The organism is Roseateles sp. P1_C1_2 (assembly GCF_056406535.1).
Map to the genome: position 1 here is coordinate 152115 of NZ_JBFUAB010000019.1, position 19452 is coordinate 171566.

The 19452-nt window shown below is 68.7% G+C and carries 16 protein-coding genes; 6 read left to right on the plus strand and 10 right to left on the minus strand.

Annotated features, from left to right (window positions below):
* The first annotated feature begins 590 nt into the window (after positions 1–590).
* Together AC1D2H_RS19785 and AC1D2H_RS19790 are read left to right on the plus strand one after the other, a co-directional pair.
* Entirely contained in the window at positions 591–1295 is a 705-nt protein-coding gene (locus AC1D2H_RS19785) for a phosphatase PAP2 family protein (RefSeq protein WP_478012158.1), read from the plus strand.
* A gap of 252 nt (positions 1296–1547) precedes the next feature.
* Positions 1548–2693 carry a helix-turn-helix transcriptional regulator gene (locus AC1D2H_RS19790; protein WP_478012159.1) on the plus strand — a complete coding sequence of 382 codons (1146 nt, stop codon included), beginning with the start codon at positions 1548–1550 and terminating at the stop codon, positions 2691–2693.
* Here AC1D2H_RS19790 and AC1D2H_RS19795 read toward each other — a convergent pair.
* A complete protein-coding gene (locus AC1D2H_RS19795; protein WP_478012160.1) occupies positions 2674–3438 on the minus strand; it encodes a type III pantothenate kinase in 765 nt (254 codons plus the stop codon). The genes AC1D2H_RS19790 and AC1D2H_RS19795 overlap by 20 nt on opposite strands.
* Positions 3439–3556: 118 nt before the next feature.
* On the opposite strand from AC1D2H_RS19795, the gene AC1D2H_RS19800 reads away from it, so the two are divergent.
* Together AC1D2H_RS19800 and AC1D2H_RS19805 are read left to right on the plus strand one after the other, a co-directional pair.
* Positions 3557–5107, plus strand: coding sequence for a methyl-accepting chemotaxis protein (locus tag AC1D2H_RS19800; RefSeq protein WP_478012161.1), 1551 nt, complete (start codon positions 3557–3559; stop codon positions 5105–5107).
* A 36-nt stretch (positions 5108–5143) separates the two neighbouring features.
* Complete coding sequence (locus AC1D2H_RS19805; RefSeq protein WP_478012162.1) at positions 5144–5554, plus strand: hypothetical protein; 411 nt, start codon at positions 5144–5146, stop codon at positions 5552–5554.
* Between the two features lie 182 nt (positions 5555–5736).
* On the opposite strand, the gene AC1D2H_RS19810 is transcribed toward AC1D2H_RS19805, so the two are convergent.
* The 6 genes from AC1D2H_RS19810 to nirB all read right to left on the minus strand — a co-directional run bounded on the left by AC1D2H_RS19810 (position 5737) and on the right by nirB (position 13596).
* Positions 5737–6357: a YdeI/OmpD-associated family protein gene (locus AC1D2H_RS19810; protein WP_478012163.1), complete on the minus strand. Its 621-nt coding sequence runs from the start codon at positions 6355–6357 to the stop codon at positions 5737–5739.
* Between the two features lie 96 nt (positions 6358–6453).
* A complete protein-coding gene (cobA, locus tag AC1D2H_RS19815; protein WP_478012164.1) occupies positions 6454–7203 on the minus strand; it encodes a uroporphyrinogen-III C-methyltransferase in 750 nt (249 codons plus the stop codon).
* On the minus strand, positions 7200–9944 hold the full coding sequence (locus tag AC1D2H_RS19820) for a nitrate reductase (protein WP_478012165.1): 2745 nt from the start codon (positions 9942–9944) through the stop codon (positions 7200–7202). Before AC1D2H_RS19820 ends, cobA begins: the two co-directional genes overlap by 4 nt.
* A 30-nt stretch (positions 9945–9974) precedes the next feature.
* Positions 9975–10358: a nitrite reductase small subunit NirD gene (nirD, locus tag AC1D2H_RS19825; RefSeq protein ID WP_478012166.1), complete on the minus strand. Its 384-nt coding sequence runs from the start codon at positions 10356–10358 to the stop codon at positions 9975–9977.
* A 5-nt stretch (positions 10359–10363) separates the two neighbouring features.
* Complete coding sequence (locus AC1D2H_RS19830) at positions 10364–11146, minus strand: type IV pili methyl-accepting chemotaxis transducer N-terminal domain-containing protein (protein ID WP_477937225.1); 783 nt, start codon at positions 11144–11146, stop codon at positions 10364–10366.
* Entirely contained in the window at positions 11146–13596 is a 2451-nt protein-coding gene (gene nirB, locus AC1D2H_RS19835) for a nitrite reductase large subunit NirB (protein ID WP_478012167.1), read from the minus strand. Before nirB ends, AC1D2H_RS19830 begins: the two co-directional genes overlap by 1 nt.
* A 195-nt stretch (positions 13597–13791) precedes the next feature.
* On the opposite strand from nirB, the gene AC1D2H_RS19840 reads away from it, so the two are divergent.
* Positions 13792–15543 (plus strand): bifunctional protein-serine/threonine kinase/phosphatase, encoded by a 1752-nt coding sequence (locus AC1D2H_RS19840; RefSeq protein ID WP_478012168.1) that lies wholly within the window; start codon positions 13792–13794, stop codon positions 15541–15543.
* Here AC1D2H_RS19840 and AC1D2H_RS19845 read toward each other — a convergent pair whose 3' ends face one another.
* From AC1D2H_RS19845 to AC1D2H_RS19855, 3 genes are all read right to left on the minus strand, one after another.
* On the minus strand, positions 15544–16008 hold the full coding sequence (locus tag AC1D2H_RS19845) for a hypothetical protein (RefSeq protein WP_478012169.1): 465 nt from the start codon (positions 16006–16008) through the stop codon (positions 15544–15546). It abuts the gene before it with no gap.
* Between the two features lie 66 nt (positions 16009–16074).
* Positions 16075–16539: a hypothetical protein gene (locus AC1D2H_RS19850; protein WP_478012170.1), complete on the minus strand. Its 465-nt coding sequence runs from the start codon at positions 16537–16539 to the stop codon at positions 16075–16077.
* A 60-nt stretch (positions 16540–16599) separates the two neighbouring features.
* Entirely contained in the window at positions 16600–17859 is a 1260-nt protein-coding gene (locus AC1D2H_RS19855) for an MFS transporter (protein ID WP_478012171.1), read from the minus strand.
* Positions 17860–18054: 195 nt separating this feature from the next.
* On the opposite strand from AC1D2H_RS19855, the gene AC1D2H_RS19860 reads away from it, so the two are divergent.
* Positions 18055–19302, plus strand: coding sequence for an ANTAR domain-containing response regulator (locus AC1D2H_RS19860; protein WP_478012172.1), 1248 nt, complete (start codon positions 18055–18057; stop codon positions 19300–19302).
* Positions 19303–19452: the final 150 nt, after the last annotated feature.

Genomic DNA, 19452 nt, shown 5'->3' on the forward strand with positions numbered 1-19452 from the left:
GTTGCCCGACCAAGGTAGACGACCAGCGGGCGGCTCCTCTGATCTGTGGATGCGTGCAAACCGCAAGCAATCAAAACTGCCAAAGCAGGCAAGAAGAAGGAATGGGCCCACAGATCGCGACTTCGCGTTCCGCGCGCTGCGACTCCGGAAGTCTCGGTCTGCGACATCAGTCAACCGTCACCAATAGAGGAGGGAATGAAATGGAAACCACCAGTTTGCGATCTTCTGAGGGTCCGCAGGGCGCGACAAGGCGTGTTCTCGCTAAGGGCACGTCCTCGGCCGACTCGGCGCTTCCCAGCCCGCCACCGGGCCATGCGGCGCCGGAGCCGGTTTGGGTTCGATTCGGTGAGCCAGGGGGTACGACGGAATGGAAAGACCCGCCGCCGCCGACTCCCGACGTGGCTCGGCCGGTGCAGGCATCGCGTCTGGCGCAGTCAGTCATCAGTCAGCCGCCTTCGCCGGTACGGTCCTGACGCTGCTCGATGGTGCCAGGTCTGCCGGGTTCAAGCCGTGCTGGCGACCGACATGCCGCGCCTTCGAATCTCCGTCGCGTTGTCTTCTTGATGTTCGTTTTGAGAGAAGGATGAGTCATGAGTGACTTTGAAGTGAAACCCTTTCCGTTCAGCGGTTGGGACAAGAACACGAGGGCCATGGTCGATCGGGAGCCCAAACACCTGCCGATCGCTTGGATCGACCAGGTTCAGATCTCCCCGCCACCCGGGCCAGATTGCATCGAAGTGGAATGCCGGGCGGTGTTTGCTGCCACCACCGAACGCCCGATGCGGGAGCAGGTCATCCTTGAGCAGGCGCGCTTCTATGACAAGCTCGTGGAAGCCGTGCTTTATGTGGTCGCGCCGGGCGCCGCCGCTCCGGATACGCGGGAAATGATCCGTGCCGCGTTCTGGGACCTCACGCCGGGCGTGTTCAGGACCAAGATGACTTTCAACCGCGGGCGTCCGGCCTTCTGCTGCAAGCTCGACCTGGACCCGATGTTCCCGCCGGGTGATCCCGACCATCCAGGGCATCCGTCCTATCCGAGTGGGCATTCCAGCCAGGCCTTCACGATGGCCTTGCTGTTGGCCCTGATCCGTCCCGGCAGCACGAAGAACTTGATGGCGGCGGCCTATTCCGTCGGCCGAAACCGCGAAATCGCTGGCCTTCACTACGCCTCCGACACCGCGGGTGGCCGCGAACTGGCCGAGGGATTCGTCGGCCTGCTGATGAAGTCGGCGACCTTCCAGCCGGTCTTCGCGAAAGCCAAGGCCGAACTGGCGGCTCTCGCCGCTTCTCAGTAACGGCATTTCGCGCATGGCGCGGTCGCGCCATGCGCATCGCTGATCGCGTGGGAACGCCATCAAGCGAGACGCCTCCACGCAATCGGCTGCCCCGCGCTGACCTGCCGCAGCAAGCCGACGATCGCCAGCGCGACGCGACGGCATGGATGTGTGTTCTTGATGGAGGCCCTTTGGTGTCGCCTGGCGTTGGATTCAGGCTCCGGTGACCGCGGCAAGCGCCCGGAGGCGAAACGCGCTGGCGGAGGATGCACGATGCCGCGCCAGCCCTCGCGCGGCATCCCCAAGACTGGTGAGCCGCTGGCGCCGCTTGCTCACGAGAATCGACGCATGACGCCGAAGAAGTCCCGCGAGCTGATCCGCCTGCGCGAGCTGTGTGCATTGGGCCTGCCCACACCTCTCGTCATGCCGACGCTGCTCGCGGAGCTGCACGCCTTCGTGCCGTCCAGCCGCAACCTGTTCGACTGGTGTGACGGCGATGGCGCGCTGACGCGCTACTGCATCGAGGGGCCGGTGGATGAGGCCGTCGCCAGGCTCTATTTCGACGAGTTCCACAACAAGCGCGAGGCCGAGGCCATGCCCTCCTTCGCCCAGGCGCTCGGCTCCGGCGCCGTGCTCAACAGCGCCACGCAGCTGGACACGGCGCGCTTCCTCGGCTCGGCCCTGTATGCCGAGATCTGGCGGCCCCAGGGCTTCCGCTACCGCGTCGAGCTCATCGTGCGCTCGCGCGGCGGCCAGCCCCTGGGCTCACTGGTGCTCTACCGCGGGCCGGGCGAGCCCTGCTTCACGGCCGCCGAAGAGACCCGGCTGCTGTCGCTGCTGCCCCACCTGGCCCAGGCCCTGTCGCGCGACGTCGCGCCGCGCTGCGAGCCCGAGCGCTGGCAGGCCGCGCCAGAGCCCGCCGAGGTGCTGCTGCTGGACGAGGCAGGCCGCCTGGGCCACGCCAGCGCCGGCGCCCGGCGCCTGTTGGCGCTGGCCGGCCCGGGGCCGGGCCCGGAGCCGAGCCAGCCTTCCGCCGAAGCGGTGCTGGCTGGCCTCCACGTGGCCGCGCGGCAGGGTCCGGTCGTGCAGAGGGTGGACAGCCCCTGGGGGCGTTTCGAATTCAGCGCCCGGCGCCTGGATGCCGTCGACGGGAGTGCGCCGAGCTGGACACAGGTGCAACTGCGCCGCTTCGAGCCGCGCGAACTGGCGGACGAGCGCCGGTTGCAGGGCTTCGAGCTGTCCAGCGGCCAGGCCGCCGTCGCGCGGCTGCTGCTGCGGGGGCTGGCCCAGGCCGAGGTCGCGCAAAGGCTGAACGTGGCCCCCAGCACCGTCGTCGACCACGCCCGCAAGCTCTACCAGCGCCTGGGCGTGCGCTCGGCGCGCGAGCTGGTCGACAAGCTCAGGTCCGCGCCGAATTGATGGCCAGCAGGCCGTCGAAGATCAGGCCTTCGATGAGCTCGTGAGGCGCGTCCAGCGCCGGCGCCACCTTCCAGCCGGCACCGCCCGTCATCAGCAGCAGCGGCTCGCGGTTCTCGCGTTTGGTCAGCAGGCGGTGCATGCGCTCGATGGCGCCCGTGATGGCAAAGGTGCCGCCGGTCGTCAGCGCGTCGCTGGTGTTGGTGGGGAAGTCACGCACCTCGCCGGTGGGCACGCGCAGGCCGGCCGTGCCGCCTTCCAGCGCACGCAGCATGATGCCGTGGCCGGGCAGGATGAGGCCGCCGAGAAACTGGCCGTCGGTGGACAGCGAGTCCACGGTCACCGCCGTGCCGATCATGACGGTCAGCACCGGTCCCTCGAAGCCACGCTTCTTCGCATGCGCATGGGCACCGATGACAGCCACCCAGCGGTCGGCGCCAAGGCGCGTCGGGTGGTCGTAGCCGTTCTTCACGCCGGCGGCCTCGGCGGCGGGCACGACCCAGCGCGGCACCAGGTCCCAGTGCTCCATCTGCTCTTCGACGCGGCGCCGCACCGCGTCACCGGCGACATTGCTGCCGAGGATGCGGGTGGGCGGGGCCAGGCCTTGCCAGTCCTCGTCGGCCAGGCGGTCGATGTTTTCCAGGAAGACGGCGCCGTGCTGCTGCGGCGGGTCGCCGGGCTGGGCGTCGTCTGCATAGACGGCCCATTTGAGCCGGGTGTTGCCAATGTCGATAGCCAGAAAGCTCATGGGCGGCTGTGGCGTGAACGATGCCGCGAGCCTACCAGCGCATTTGTATCTGCCTGTGCGGGTTTCTGCTTCAATCAGCGGCTACTTCTGATTGCCCCCTCTCACCAGGAGAATTTCCATGCTGCGACGTCTGCGCATCCAAGCCCGCCTCTGGCTGGCCTTCGGCATCATCCTGGCGATGACGGCGCTGCTGGTGGCCGTGGGTGGCTTCGGGCTCAAGGTGTCGCAGCAGGCCATCCAGGGCATCACGCAGAAGCTGATCCCGGCGTCCAACATCACCATGTCGGCGCGCAGCCAGCTGCTGCAGAGCAAGGCGGCGACGTCCACGCTGGTGGCTTCCATCTTCAACAAGGAGGGCATGGCCCGTGCCCGGAAGGAGTGGGACACCGCCCAGACGAGCCTCGACCAGGCCATGGAGGACTTCGGCAAGATCTCGACCGAAGAGAAGGGCAAGGAGGCCCTGGTCAAGTTCCGCGGCCTGATGGCCGACTACCGCAAGGCCGTCAAGCCGGTGGCCGACAAGATCCTGGCCGACAGCTATGCCGACGCCCAGGCCGCCTTCGAGGACATCAAGGCCGCCGACGCGGCCTACGACCCCGCCCTGGCCATGCTGAACAACATCGAGGGCGACCTGAAGAAGCGGGGGGACGATGTCTTCACCAAGGTCGACAGCCTGGTCGGCAACGTCTTCATCGGTTTCCTGGTCGCCTTCGTCGTCTGTGTCGTCATCGGCGGCGCGCTGGCAGTGCTGATCTCGCGCTCCATCATCGGCCCGCTGGTGGCCGCCAAGCGCTTTGCCGAACGCATGGCCGACGGTGACCTGTCGCGCGCACCCGAGGCCCGCGGCACGGACGAGTCCGCCGAGATGATGCAGGCCCTGGCGGCCATGCAGAAGTCCCTGTCCGAGATCGTCGGCCAGGTGCGCGAATCGGCCGAGAGCATCCAGGTCGCCTCGACCGAAGTGGCGACCGGCAATATGGACCTGTCACAGCGCACCGAGCAGACGGCGTCCAACCTGCAGCAGGCCTCCAGCTCCATGACGCAGCTGACCGGCACCGTCAGCCAGAGCGCCGATTCGGCCATGACGGCCAAGCAGCTCGCCGGCGCCGCCGCCGAGACGGCCGGCCGCGGTGGCGCGGTGGTGTCGCGCGTCGTCAGCACCATGGGCGAGATCAACGCCGCCAGCCGCAAGATCGCCGACATCATCGGCACCATCGACGGCATCGCCTTCCAGACCAACATCCTGGCGCTGAACGCCGCCGTGGAAGCGGCGCGGGCTGGCGAGCAGGGCCGCGGCTTCGCGGTGGTGGCCGGCGAGGTGCGCTCGCTGGCCCAGCGCAGCGCCGAAGCGGCCCGCGAGATCAAGGCGCTGATCGGCGCCAGCGTCGAGCGCGTCGAGGCCGGCACCCACCTCGTCAACGACGCCGGCACGACGATGACCGACATCGTCGGCTCGGTGCAGCGCGTGACCGACATCATTGGCGAGATCAGCGCTGCGGCCGTCGAGCAGAGCCAGGGCATCGCCCAGGTCAACGGCACGGTGACGGAGCTGGACCAGATGACGCAGCAGAACGCCGCGCTGGTCGAAGAGTCCGCCGCGGCAGCTCAGTCGCTGAAGGAGCAGGCCGTGCGCCTGGCCGGGTTGGTGAGCAGCTTCAAGCTGAGCTGACGGGATCCGTATTGCTCGACGCTGCTGCCGGACAAAATGAAGATCCCTGTTCTCTTCCTTGCTGCATGGCTCGTCTTAGGCATCTGCGGTTCGAATGCTTCCGCGGATCCTCCGAATCGGCCGGAAACGTTGCCTCAGGATGCGCAACGCCAGGTTCTTGGAGTCTGGAAGCTAAGGAGCCCGGACTGCACGCGGGCCATTGAGCAGATAGCTGATCGATTCTTCATCGTTGCCCGCTGTCTTGATCAAGCTCAGATCGATGGCTCGATCGGCATTCCGCTGACTCGCATCACCGCCACGTCCTATAGAAATCTCTCGGGAGTGACATACGAGATTGATGCAGCAGGCTACTTGCTGGTCAAGGTCGGCACTGAAGTCTTTGATCGTGGTCCGCCTCTGAAGAATCTTTGGCCGGAGAAGCAGGCTTCCACTGCAAACGACGGCTGATGCCGCCCTCTGGGGTGGAGATGCGCCCGAGTACTGGGGTTCGCGGCCGTGGTCGACCCGCAGATTGCGAAGGCTGCTCCCAGCCTGGAGCCGACGTCCTTCGGCAGTGAAGTTTGCGACCGAGCGCCTCAGCTATCGGCTGTCGGAGCCGCAGCCCCTCGCGTTGGCCGAGCGCCACCGGCCTAGCCGGCCTTGGCCTTGGGCTTGAAGATGTGCACCGTTTCGCCGCGGGCGAGCATGTCCACCAGTTGCGCGATTCGCTTGGCGCGCGTCTCAGGCTTGACAGCGGTCTGGACGCGCCAGAGCACGGCGTAGCGGTTGCTCGCGTTGACGGTGGCGAAGAAGGCCTTGGCTGGCGGGCTGGCGTCTAGCGCCGCGGCGAGGTCGTCGGGCACGGTGGACGTCTTGGCGCCGTCGTAGGCCTGGGCCCAGCGGCCGTCGGCCTTGGCGGCCTCGACCTGCGCCTGGCCAGGCGGTTGCATGCGGCCCGCCTCGGTCAGCGCGGCCACCTTGTCGACATTGATCTTGGACCAGATGCTGCGCGCGCGCCGCGGCGTGAAACGCTGCAGGAAGTGCTGGTCGTCCAGCCCCTTCTTCTGACCGTCGATCCAGCCCCAGCACAGCGCGATCTCCACCGCCTCGGGGTAGGTCACGCTGGGCTCGGCAGCGCCGCGCTTGGCGATCTGCAGCCACAGGCCATCGGACTTCGCGTGGTTCTTCTTCAGCCAGGCCTCGAAGGCCTTGGCGTTCTTGAACAGCGTCGGGGCGGCCTCGGCCGGGGCAGCGGGCTTGATGGCGGGCATGCGTGCAGTGTGCCGCAGGCCCTGGCGAACCGTAGGGCCGCAGGGTCAGCCTGAAGCTGCTGCCGCCGCAATCGGCATCAGCGCCGAGCGGGCTGCTCAGCCGACATTGCGCAAGCCATGCTGGACCGCATCGAGCGCCGCATGGGCGGCCACCTCGCCGATGACCAGCAAGGCCGGGCTCTTCAGCCCCTCGCGAGCGATGCAGTCGGGCAGGCCGGCCAGTGTCGTCACCGCATGGCGCTGCTGCGCCGTGTGCGCTGCGCTGACGATGGCCGCCGGCAGGTCGGCTTTCAAGCCGGCTGCGATCAGCTGGGCCGTGATGTCGGCCGCGCGGGCCACGCCCATGTAGATGACCAGGGTCAGCCCGGTGCGGGCCAGCGCCGCCCAGTCGGGCTCGGCGCGGCCTTCGCCGGGGTGGCCGGTGACGAGGATGACGCCGGGCGAGGCGCGACGGTCCGTCACCGGGATGCCGACGGCGGCCGGGCCGGCGATGCCGCTGGTCAGGCCGCTGACCACTTCGACGTCGAGGCCGGCTTCGCGCAGGGCATCCACTTCCTCGCCGCCGCGGCCGAAGACGAAGGGGTCGCCGCCCTTGAGGCGCACGACGCGGTGGCCGGCGCGGGCCTCGCGGATCATCAGCGCGTGGATGAAGTGCTGGTCCGTCGAGATGCAGCCACCGCGCTTGCCGACGCGCAGCAGGCGGCCTTTGACGAGGGCCAGCACGCGCGGGTCGATCAGGTCGTCGGCCAGCACCACATCCGCGCCTTCGATGCGCTTGAGTGCACGGACGGTCAGCAGTTCCGGGTCGCCGGGGCCGGCGCCAACAAGAGAGACGGCGTGGTTCATGCGGGGACCTCTTCAGGTGTCGTGGCAACCAGGCGCCGCAGCGTCGGCAGGCAGGAGCCGCATTGCGTGCCGCAGCGCTTCTCTGACTGCAGCTGGGCCAGGCGCTCGGTCGGGCTGCCGCTGCAGCGCGACAGCGTCAGGCGGATGACGTCCTCGCGAACGTCGAAGCAGTTGCAGACCTGGGGGCTGGCCGCGGCAGCGGGGTTGGTCGGCGGTGCGCCGGGCGACAGCAGCCAGCGGCCGACCGTGGATGCGGCCGTGCGCTCGCGCCAGAGATCGACAAGCCAGGCGCCTTCGTCGTGCTGGCCGACGCGCAGCAGGGCCTGCAGCGGCGCGGTGTGCAGATCGTCGCCATCGAGATTGAGCAGGCGCAGTCGGCCGCGCTGGGCATCGGCATAGCGCAGCACGGCGGGGCTGTTGAGGCCCAGCACGGCGCCGAGTTCCGCAACCAGTTCGGGTGAGGGCGCCTCGGCGCAGGCGGCTTCAAACGCCCAGCCCACCTGCTCACCCTTGGCGGGTTCGGGCAGGCAATGCGCATAGCCGAAGCGTGGCATCAGCGCGCGCAGCTGTTCGCGCAGGCGCGGGCCGTCCGGGGGCGCGACCCAGGCGCAGGCGCTGAGGCGCCAGGGCAGGTCGGCCGGCTCGATGGCGACGGCGCTGAACTTCAGCTCGGGCTGCTTGGAGTCGGGGCAGAAGGCGCCTTGCGTGACGGCATTGATGCCGAGCTGGGCACCGATGAATTCGTCGCCCCAGTGCATGGCGATGTCGGCACCGGCCAGCGGCACGTTCTCGTCGAGCTTGAGGGGCAGCACGAGCTCGCCGCGCTTGGAGCGCACATGCACGAGTTCACCCTCGGCCAGCTTGCGGCGTGCGGCGTCGCTCGGGTTGATGCGCACCAGCGGCTTGCCTTCGTGGGCGAACAGGCGTGGCACGCTGCCGCTGCGGCTCATGCCATGCCATTGGTCGCGCATGCGGCCGGTGGTCAAAGCAAATGGCCGCTTGGGCGTGGCCATCTCGGCAGTGGCCTGGTAGGCCTTGGTGATGAAGCGCGCGCGACCATCGGCGGTGGCGAAGCGGCCGTCGGTGTACAGGCGCGCCGTGGGGCCGTTGACGTAGGGCCACTGCTGCGGGCCTTCGGTATCCAGCGTGATCCAGGACAGACCGGTGATGTCGAGGTCGCGGCCGCGCGTGGCCTCGCGGTGCTCAAGCCAGAGGTCTTCGGCCTTGCCGACGCTGAGGCGTGGCGCGCGGCCGAGGCCGGCGTCGACCAATGCGGCAATGTCGCGAGCGATGAGCCAGTCGGCCCGCGCCTCGCCGGCCGCCGGCACGGCCGGTCGCACGCGGCTGATGCGGCGCTCGCTGTTGGTGACCGTGCCTTCCTTCTCGCCCCAGGTGGCGGCGGGCAGCAGGTAGTCGGCGTATTTGGCCGTGGCGGTGTGGGCGAAGGCTTCCTGCAGGATGACCAGCTCGCAGCGCTCCAGCGCCTGGCGCACGGTGGCTTGGTCGGGCATGGACTGGGCCGGGTTGGTACAGACTATCCACAGCGCCTTGATCTCGCCGCGCGCGGCGGCTTCGAACATCTCGACGGCGGTGTGGCCGCGCTTGCCCGGCAGCTCGGGCACGCCCCAGAGCGTCTCGATCTCGGCCCAGTCCTCGGCCTTGCCCGGGTCGCGGTGGCCGGGCAAGAGTGTGGCCATGCCGCCGCTCTCACGGCCGCCCATGGCATTGGGCTGGCCCGTCAGCGAGAAGGGGCCGGCGCCGGCGCGGCCGATCTGGCCGGTGGCCAGGTGCAGGTTGATCAGGGCCGTGTTCTTGGCCGTGCCGCTGCTGCTCTGGTTCAGCCCTTGGCAATAGAGGCTCAGTGACGAAGGCGAGGTGGCGAACCATTCCGCGGCCTGCCAGATGTCGGCTTCCTTCACGCCGCAGACCTGGGCCGCGCGGGACGGCGCCCAGTCGCGCACCAGCTCCTTCAGCGCATCGAAGCCTTCGGTGGACTGGGCGATGAAGTCGCCCGCCGTCCAGCCCTGCCAGATGACGGCGTGCAGCAGGCCGTGGCACAGGGCCACGTCGGTGCCGGGGCGGATCTGCAGATGCAGGTCGGCCAGCTCGGCCGTCTCGGTGCGGCGCGGGTCGATGACGATGAGCTTGTGGCCCGGCTTGCTGTTTTTCGCGGCCTCCAGGCGGCGGAACAGGATGGGATGGGCCCAGGCCGGGTTGGCGCCACTGATCAGCACGCAGTCGGCCAGCTCGATGTCCTCGTAGCTGCAGGGCGGCGCGTCGGCGCCGAGCGACTGCTTGTAGCCGACGACGGCCGAGCTCATGCACAGCCGCGAGTTGGAGTCGATGTGGGGTGTGCCGATGACGGCGCGGGCCAGCTTGTTGAAGGCGTGATAGTCCTCGGTCAGCAGCTGGCCGGAGATGTAGACGCCGATGGATTCCGGACCATGCTCGGCGCGGATGGCCAGCAGCTTGTCGGCGATCTCGCGGTTGGCCTGGTCCCAGCCGATGACCTCGGGTTGGGCGCCACGCGCGGCGCGGCGTGCGGGCTCACGCAGGCGCTGGTGCTGGATGACGACCGGCGTGGCCGTCAGATGCAGATTGGTGCCCTTGGTGCAGAGCCGGCCGAAGTTGGCCGGGTGGTCGGGGTCGCCGCGGACGCCGGTGATCTGGGTGTCGTCATGCTCGATGACGACCCCGCAGCCGACGCCGCAGTAGGGGCAGGTGGACTTTGTCTCGCTCATGTTCTTCTCAGGCGGGCGGGTCTCAGCCTCTTACGCCACCGCTATCGAAATCTTCGGGCCGGCCACGGGTGCCGGCAGGTCCAGGGCCAAGGTGTCCAGCTCCGTCTGCGAAAGGAAGACGGCACCGCCCTCCAGCTTCACGCGAAAGCTCGGCGTGCAGCCCTCATCAGGCTCGCGGGCGCTGCCGTCGTTCAGACCGATCGTCCAGTTGTGCAGCGGGCAGGCCACGCTCTTGCCGAAGACGATGCCCTGGCTCAAGGGGCCGCCCTTGTGCGGGCAGCGGTCCAGCAGCGCGAAGACCTCGTCCTCGGCATTTCGGAACACGGCCACGTCGACGCCGACGGCGCGCTGCACGCGGCGCGAGCCCAGCACGGGGATGTCCTGCAGCGCACAGATGCGGGTCCAGTCGTCCATGCTCATCACCCCAGTTGGCGGGCAAACTGCCCCGTCACGGTTTCCATCACGGCGAGCAGGTTCTCGCTCGCCACGAAGACGTTGCTGGCCGCTTCCGGCCCCTGGCTTTCGCCGCCCAGCGCCGATTGCAGGAAGACCCATTGATTGCGCGCCAGCTCCAGGTTGTCGCGGATGGCCGGCGTCACCTCGGGGGCCGAGCCCAGCACGCGCATGGCGGTCTCGAACTCGGCGCGGGCCTTGACGGTTTCCTTGGCGACCAGGTCGGGCCGCGCGCCTTGCTGGCCCGCCATGAAGAACAGGGCCAGGCGCTGTGACAGCATGCGTTGCCGGCCCGACATATTGACCAGCATGGCGGTCGCCGCAGCGGAGCGCTGTTGCAACTGGCCGGTGGCGACCTGGGCCAGGCTGAGCATTTCGCCCGAGGCCTGCAGCAGCTCGTCGACGCGTTCGGCGCTGGGCTTGCTCTGCAGCAGGGCGCGGTAGTCGCCGAAACGGTGCTGCATGGCCTTGTAGCTGCCCGCGATCTCAGGGGTGGGCGCAAAGGCCAGCAGCTCCTGCAGCTGGCGTTCGAAGCGCGCCTCGCTGGCCTGCAGCACGGCGCGAGCGCGTGGGGCGAGTTCCGGGCGCAACTGCCCCAGCCAGGCCTTGCCCATGCGCTGGCTCAGCATGCGTTGGGCGCCGGACTTGTCGATGGCTTCGCCGAGCTGGTTGATGCGGCCCTGGGCCAGTGCGGGGCCCGCAGTCAAACCAGTGAGGCCTGCAAGAAGGATGACGCGTCGGTTCAGCATCACGCGCCCACCTTCTCGAACTGGCGCAGGTCGACATGGGCGGGGCCGAAGTCGAACCAGGGGTCGGGCTCGCCGTCCAGGCTGAACTGCAGTTGCGCCCACAGCGCCTTGCGGTTGTCGGCGTCCTCGAGGATCTTCTTCTTGACATGGTCCAGGCCAACGCGGGCGACGTAGTGCACCGTGCGCTCCAGATACCAGCCCTCCAGGCGGTAGAGCTGCAGGAAGGCGCCGCTGTACTCCAGCACCTCCTCGGGTGTCTTCAGCTTGCAGAAGAACTCGGCCACCTCGGTCTTGATGCCGCCGTTGCCGGCGACATAGATCTCCCAGCCCGAGTCGACGCCGATGACGCCGACATCCTTGATGCCGGCCTCCGCGCAGTTGCGTGGGCAGCCCGACACGGCGATCTTGACCTTGTGCGGGGCGTACATGCGCCACAGCGCCCGCTCCAGGTCCTTGCCCATCTGCGTGCTGTCCTGGGTGCCGAAGCGGCACCACTCCGAGCCCACGCAGGTCTTCACGGTGCGCAGCGCCTTGGCATAGGCATGGCCCGAGGGCATGCCGATGTCTTTCCAGACGTTGACGAGGTCTTCCTTCTTGACGCCCAGCAGGTCGATGCGCTGGCCGCCGGTGACCTTGACGGTGGGGATCTGGTACTTGTCCACCGCGTCGGCAATGCGGCGCAGTTCGGAGCTCGTCGTCTCGCCGCCCCACATGCGCGGGATGACCGAGTAGCGGCCGTCCTTCTGGATGTTGGCGTGGGAGCGTTCGTTGATGAAGCGGCTCTGCGGGTCGTCGACGGCCTCCTTGGGCCAGGTCGAGATCAGGTAGTAGTTGATGGCGGGGCGGCAGGTGGCGCAGCCGTTGGGCGTCTTCCAGTCCAGCGCGCGGAAGACCTCGGCCGAGGTCAGTAGATGGGCCTTGGCAATGACGTCGCGGGTGTCCTGGTGGCTGGCGTCGGTGCAGGCGCAGATGGCCTTCTTCTTGGGCGTGGCGGAATAGTCGCCGCCGGCCGTGAACATGATGAGCTGCTCGACCAGGCCGGTACAGCTGCCGCAGCTCGCGCTCGCCTTGGTGTGCTTGCGCACCTCGTCCAGCGTGAACAGGCCCTTGTCGCGGATGGCCTTGCAGATCGCGCCCTTGGCGACGCCGTTGCAGCCGCAGACCTCGTCGGTGTCGGCCATCGCCGCGGCGCGATTGACGCCCTGGTGGCCGACGTCGCCGATATTGGCCCCGGCCTCGCCGAACATCAGCTTGTCGCGGATGTCGCCGATCTTGCGGCCCTCGCGCAGCAGCTTGAAATACCAGCCGCCGTCCACCGTGTCGCCATACAGGCAGGCGCCGACGAGCTGGTCGTTCTGGATGACGAGCTTCTTGTAGACGCCGGCGAAGGGGTCGCTCATGACGATCTCTTCGGTGCCCGCGCCGCCGGTGAAGTTGCCGGCGCTGAAGAGGTCGATGCCCGTCACCTTGAGCTTGGTGCTGACCGACGAGCCGAGGTAGCGGCCGATGCCGAACTGGGCCAGATGGGTCGCGCAGACCTTGCCCTGCTCGAACAGCGGCGCCACCAGGCCGTAGGCAATGCCGCGGTGGGCCGCGCACTCGCCGACCGAGTAGACGCGCGGGTCGGTGACGGTCTGCATGGTGTCCGTCACGACGATGCCGCGGCTGCAGTGCAGGCCGGCCTTCTCGGCCAGGCCGGTGTTGGGGCGGATGCCGGCGGCCATGACGACGAGGTCGGCCGGCACGTCGAGGACCTGGCCGTCCTTGTCCTTGAGCTTGATCGCTTGGACGCGACCCGAGGGACCGGCCACCAGCTCCTGCGTCTGCGCGCCGAGCATGAAGTTCAGGCCGCGATCGACGAGGGACTTGCGCAGCAGGTCGCCGGCAACGCCGTCGAGCTGGCGCTCCATCAGCGTGTCGACCAGGTGGACGACGGTCACCTGCATGCCGCGCAGCATCAGGCCGTTGGCGGCTTCGAGGCCGAGCAGGCCGCCGCCGATGACGACGGCGTGCTTGTACTTCGTGGCCGCGTCGATCATCGCGTTGGTGTCGGCGATGTCGCGGTAGGCGATGACACCTTCGAGATCCTTGCCCGGCACGGGCAGCACGAAGGGGTTGGAGCCGGTGGCGATCAGCAGGCGGTCGTATTCGGCCACCGTGCCGTCGGCCGCCACGACGCGGCGGCGCACGCGGTCGATCTCGGTGACCGTCTTGCCCAGGTGCAGGGTGATGCCGTTCTCCTCATACCAGGAGAGCGGGTTCAGGATGATCTCGTCGATCGTCTGCTCGCCGGCCAGCACCGGCGACAGCAGGATGCGGTTGTAGTTCGGATGCGGCTCGGCGCCGAAGACGGTGATGTCGTAGAGATCCGGCGTGATCTTCAGCAGCTCCTCCAGCGTACGCACGCCGGCCATGCCGTTGCCCACCATCACCAGCTTCATCTTTTTCATGCCGTACTCCTGTGGCCTGTCAATTGCTTTGCAAGCCATGTGCCAGCGATGAAGCTGGCCGTTTTCCCCGCTGCACCGTGTTCCACGGCCGACAGCGCCCCACACCGAAGCGGTTTCCGGCCCGGTGCGGGTGCACTCACCCCAAAAATCGCACCAAGAGCGGGCAAGCACCCCGTTGGTGATCCACTCACGCGCATGCGCTTCGAACTCGACACCGGCCTGTCCAGCCTGCAAGGCAAGCGTCCTCGCAACGAGGACTTCGCTGGCGTGCAGGCGCCGGCTGCGCACGAGGCCGAGCGCGGCTGGGTGGCGGCGCTCGCCGATGGCGTCAGCGGTGGCGAGCACTCCAATGGCGACGGGCTGATGGCCGCCCAGACCTCGGTCATGAGCCTGCTGCGCGACTTCCATGGCGTGCCTGCCGACTGGGATACCAGCGTGGCCCTGGATCGCCTGCTCGGCCACCAGAACGCCTGGCTGGCCTCCCACAACCGCCGCCCCGGGGCCGATGGCCAGCCGCGCGAAGCGCTGACGACGCTGACCGCCCTCGCGCTGCGCGGCCGCCGCTATGCGCTGGCCCATGTGGGCGACAGCCGCGCCTGGTTGCTGCGCGACGGCCAATGCCTGTTGCTGACGCAGGACCACCGCATGGAGCGCCGCGACTTCGCCGGCCTGACGCGCGCCCTGGGCCTGGACGATGCGCTGCGCCTGGACCACAGCGCCGGTGATCTCAAGGTGGGCGACCGCCTGCTGCTGACCAGCGATGGCGTGCATGGCGCCCTGCGCAGCCGCCAGATCGCCGATGTGCTGCGCACGACGCCCGGCGCCCAGGCGGCGGCCGATGCGCTGACCGCCACGGCATTGGCGGCTGGCAGCCACGACAACGCGACCGCCCTGGTGCTGGATGTGAAGGACCTGGCGGACCCGGGCCTGAACGATCTCGCGGCGCTCGGCCGCACCCTGCCCAGCCCCGGGCCGCTCGGTGTCGGTGCAACGCTGGACGGCTACCAGGTCACCGCCGTCGTGGCCGACAACGGCGTGCACCGCCTCCTGCAGGCGCGCGAGCTGGCCACGGGGCGCCTTGTGGCCCTGAAGATGCTGCGCCCGGGCCGCGCCGACGACCCCGAAGAGCGCGCCATGCTGGCCCACGAGATCTGGCTGGGCCTGCGCCTGGCCGAGGCGCCGCGGCACCGGCGGCGTGGTGGTGGCGAAAGTGGCTTCGTGCGCGTGCATGCACCGGCCGACGGCGCCACCCACTTCTATGCCGTGTTCGACTGGCATGGCGGCCACACGCTGGAGCAGCTGCTGGCCAAAGGCCCGCTGGATGTGGCCCAGGCACAGGCGCTGGCGAGCGCCGTCGCTCGCTCGTTGAGCCTGTTGCATGCGGCCGGCGTCGTGCACCGCGACATCAAGCCCGCCAACCTGCATTTCGGCGACGACGGCCAGTGGCGCGTGCTGGACCTCGGCGTGGCCTTGAGCTCACGCGCGCCGGCGGCCTCGCACGAGCTGCATGCCGGCACGCCCAGCTATATCAACCCCGAGCAATGGCAGGACCCACCCGTCCCGGCCGATGCCGGTTCCGACCTGTTTGCGCTGGGTGTGACGCTGTATCAGGCGCTGACCGGCCGCCTGCCCTATGGCGAGATCGAGCCCTACCAGCTGGCGCGCTACAAGCGCGAGCCGGCCAGCGTCAGCCGGCTGCAGCCCAGTGTGCCGATGCCGCTGGACCGTCTCGTCATGCGCGCAGTCGCGCGCGAGGCCAAGGCCCGCTTCGAGACGGCCGATGAATTGCTGCTGGCGCTGGAGCGCCTGGCGGCGCGGGATCAGCCGGCATCAACGCGTCCAGTCAGGTCATCGCACGACACGGTGTCGGGTTGGCAGATTGCCCTGGGTCTGTCCCTGATCCTCAATCTGCTGCTGATTGCCTGGCTCGTCTTCCTGCCGAAATGATCAGAGACCCAGCCGGTCGCGGTTGATGCCCTTGATCTCGACGTCAAACGTGCAGGAGCCGCTGGTCTGGTCGGTCGTGAACTCGACCGTGCCCGCCGCGCGGCCGGCGGCGTCTTTCATTTCAAAGCGCGTGAAGTGGAATTTGCCGGCCGTCACGCGCTGGCTCTTGCCCTGCACGCGGATGACCGAGCGCCACAGCGACTCCATGGACAGGGTGTAGTCACCGGGTCCCGTGATGTCGACGGCCTTCAGCTCGACGTTGCTGGTCGGGGCTTCGCCGCCGTCCAGCGTCATCAGCCGAAAGCGCGACAGCTTGCCCGTGGCGCCGGCCTTGCCGCTGGGCGAGTAGTTGAAGTCGGAATAACTGTCGGAGACGCGGATGTCGGCGCCGCCGATCTTGCAGCTGGTACCGGCCTGGGCGCTGGCGGCCAGGCCGAAGAGGGTGAGGGCGATGAGGGTCTTCATGCCGCCGCAGTGTGCCGACGGTCGCATGCGGCCCCTGTCCCCCTCAGTTGGGACGTGGCCCTGGGCTCAGAGCCCCAGCCGGTCGCGGTTGATGGCCTGGGCCTGCACGTCGAAGCTGCAGCTGCCGCGCGTTGTCTCGCTCGTGAACTCCACGGTGCCGACGGCGTGGGCGACCGTGTCCTTCACCTCGAACTGCGTGATGTGGAACTTGCCGCCACTCACCTTTTCGCGCTTGCCGCGCACATTGACGAGCGAGCGCCAGCCCGGTTCGACCGACAGCACGTAGTCGCCGGGCCGGGTCACGTCGACGGTCTTCAGTTCGATGCTGTTGGTATCGCCCTCGGACTCGTCCAGTGTCAGCAGGCGGAACAGCGACAGCTTGCCGTTGGCGTCGCGCTTGCCCGCGGGCGAGTGGCTGAGGTCGGCCAGGCTGTCGGAGACGTTGATGGCGGCGCCGCCGAACTTGCAGCTGACGCCGGCCTGGGCGCCTGCGGCGAGGGCGAGAAGGGTGAGGGCAACGAAGGGTTTCATGGGCCGCAGTGTGCCCAGCGATCCGCCTGCGGCTGTCCCTCACGCCAGGGGCATAGGGGCTCAGACGCGCTGGTAGTGCACCGGCTCGGCTTCCTTGGATGTCTCCGCCGCATGGCGCGCGCGGCCACCCTTTTCGGCCCAGGTGCGCGTCCAGCGGATCTGCATGACGCGCATGACGAAGAGCATCAGCACCGCCAGCACGGCGAAGACGACAAAGCCCCAGAGGTAGGTGCCGGCATGCTGCTTGGACAGGCCCATCAGGTTGGGCACCAGGCCGCCGCCCAGCGCGCCGATCTCGCCGATCATCGAGCCCGCCACGGCCGTGGCCGCGGGCCAGCGCAGCGGCACCAGTTGGAACAGGGCTCCGTTGCCCGCGCCGAGGGCCGCGAAGCAGGCGATGAGCAGCAGCGTCGTCAGCACCAGCGAGCCGCTGGCCATGCCGACACCGGTCAACGTGACCGCCACGACGACGAGCACCCCCGTCAGCACATTGACGCCACCCCAGCGGTCCGACAGCGCGCCGCCGATGACGCGCACCGCCGCACCCATGAAGGCCGCCAGCATGGTCAGTTGGCCGGCCTGCACCTTGGAGACGCCGAACTGGTCGTAGTAGTAGGTGGGCAGGAAGGTGGTGAGGCCGATGAAGCCACCGAAGGTCACGCCATAGATCAGGCTGAAGGCCCAGCCGTCCTTCTCGAACAGGCAGGCGACGTGCTCGCGCAGCGAGGCGTGCGAGTCGACATCGGGCGGCTCCTTGGCGAAGACGACCATGACGATCATGGGCACCAGGATGGCCGCGGCCGCGAAGGCATAGACCGTCTGCCAGCCGTAGGCCTGGGCCAGCGGCGGCGCCACCAGCACCGACACGGCCGTGCCGACATTGCCCGCGCCCACCAGGCCCATGGCCAGGCCCTTGTACTGCGGCGGGAACCAGCCCGAGCCCAGGCTCAGCGCGACGCCGAAGCTCGCGCCGGCGATGCCCAGCAGCACGCCCATGGCCAGCAGGTCGTCGTAGCTCTTGACCATGAAGAAGCCGTACAGCATGGCCACGGCGATCATGCCCATCTCGACCAGCGTGGCGTTCTTGCGGCCGATGTACTGGGACAGCAGGCCGAGCGGGAAGCGCATCAACGCGCCGGCCATGATGGGGATCGACAGCATCAGCCCCTTCTGGGCCGGCGTCAGGTGGTAGGTCTCGCTGATGAAGGGGGCCAGCGCGCCGTTGAGCACCCAGATGCAGCAGGAGAACGCGAAGTACAGAAAGGCGGCGAACAGCGTGGGGCTGTGGCCGGCGCGTTTGAAGGTCTGGAATGCGGACATCTTGGGCTCTATCGTGCTGGCTGCACGCGCCCACGCCAACCCACCGGTCGCGTGCCTGGGCGGCAAGGACATGCAGCGGGAGGGCGCCCGCACCATTGCGGGAACCACGGCCGATACTTGCAAACCTCATGCCCGCCTGCCAGCAACGTCGCTGGCCTGTTTCTTGCGCCGTTTTGGGGCGTGAATCCCGGAATCATGTCAGCCACCGCTCCCGCTCCTCTGTCGCTCACGCTGTTCTGCAGCCCCGAACTGCCCCCTCAAGCCGCCGCCTTGCAGGCCCTGGGCTGGTCTTTGTGCACCGTTTCCGAGCTCGGCGCCCCCGTCGACGGGCCGGGCCTGGGCCTGCTCTGGTGCCCGGATCGCACCGCGTTGGCGCAGCTTGCGCACTCGGAGCGGGCCTTTGGCCTGCCGGTGGTGCTGCTGTCACCCCCGCCCGCCGAGGCCGAGAGGCGGGCCGTGCTGGCGCGTGGCGTCGTGCAATGGCTGCCCGTCGACATCGACGCCGGCGTGCTGGCGGAGGCGCTGCTGTGGTCGCGCGACCTGGCGGCCCAGCAGCAGTCGCGTGAGCAGGCCGCCCAGGCCAAGCTCGACGAGCGCAAATGGACGGAGCGCGCCAAGGGCCTGCTGATGCAGGCGCGCGGCATCGACGAGGCGGCCGCCTTCGCGCTGCTGCGCAACACCGCGATGCAGACGCAGTCCAAGCTGCCGGAGGTGGCACGTGGCGTCGTCCACACCTCGGAGCTGGCCGAGGCCCTGGAGCGTGCCGGTGCCCAGCGCATGTTGAGCCAGCGCCTCGTCAAGCTGCAGGCCCTGCGCCAATGGCCCAAGCTGGCGCCGCCGGAGCGCCGCGAGGCGCAAGCGCTGCTGGACGCCTCGGCCGAACGCGTGGCCGCCAACCTGGCGCGCCTGGGCGAGCTGCTGCGCAGCGACTTCGCCGAGGAACTGTCCGCCGTGTCGGCCGCCTGGACCCAGCTGGACGCAGCCCTCGCCAATCGCCAGCCCGATCTGACGCGCAGCGACCGCGCCGCCCAGCGCCTGCTGGAAAGCAGCGAGGTGCTGGTGGCGAAGTTGTCCGAGCGTGCGGGCCAGCGGCCGGTCGGCCTGCTGGCCCAGGTCACGCGGCTGCGCCTGCTGAGCCAGCGCCTGGCCAAGGAGGGCCTGCTCGCCCAGGTCATGCCGGGCCGTGACACCAGCGGGCTGGCTGTCGGACTGGATGAATTCATCAAGGCCTATGAGCTTGTGCGCGCGGCCCCATTGGCTGGGCCGGCGTTGCAGCCCGCGTTCAAGGATGTCGATGAGGCCTGGCTGCTGCTGCTGCGCGGCCTCCGTGTCGAGCAGGGCGATGCGGTGCAGCGCATGCATCAGGGCAGCGAGAGGCTGTTGCAGGCGCTGGAAGTGTTGATTCAGGCGTTGCAGGGGTCGTTGCAGTTGATCTTGGGGTGAGGTGGGTTCGTTGGATGCTTTTGCGTAGGGCGTGTCTGCTCGGTGCATTGCCGGGAGTCCGTCCCGGCGGCCGGGTAACTTTCTTCTGCGGGGCCAGAAGAAAGTCACCAAAGAAGAGGCCCTGAACCGCACACCAGCACGACGCCGCCA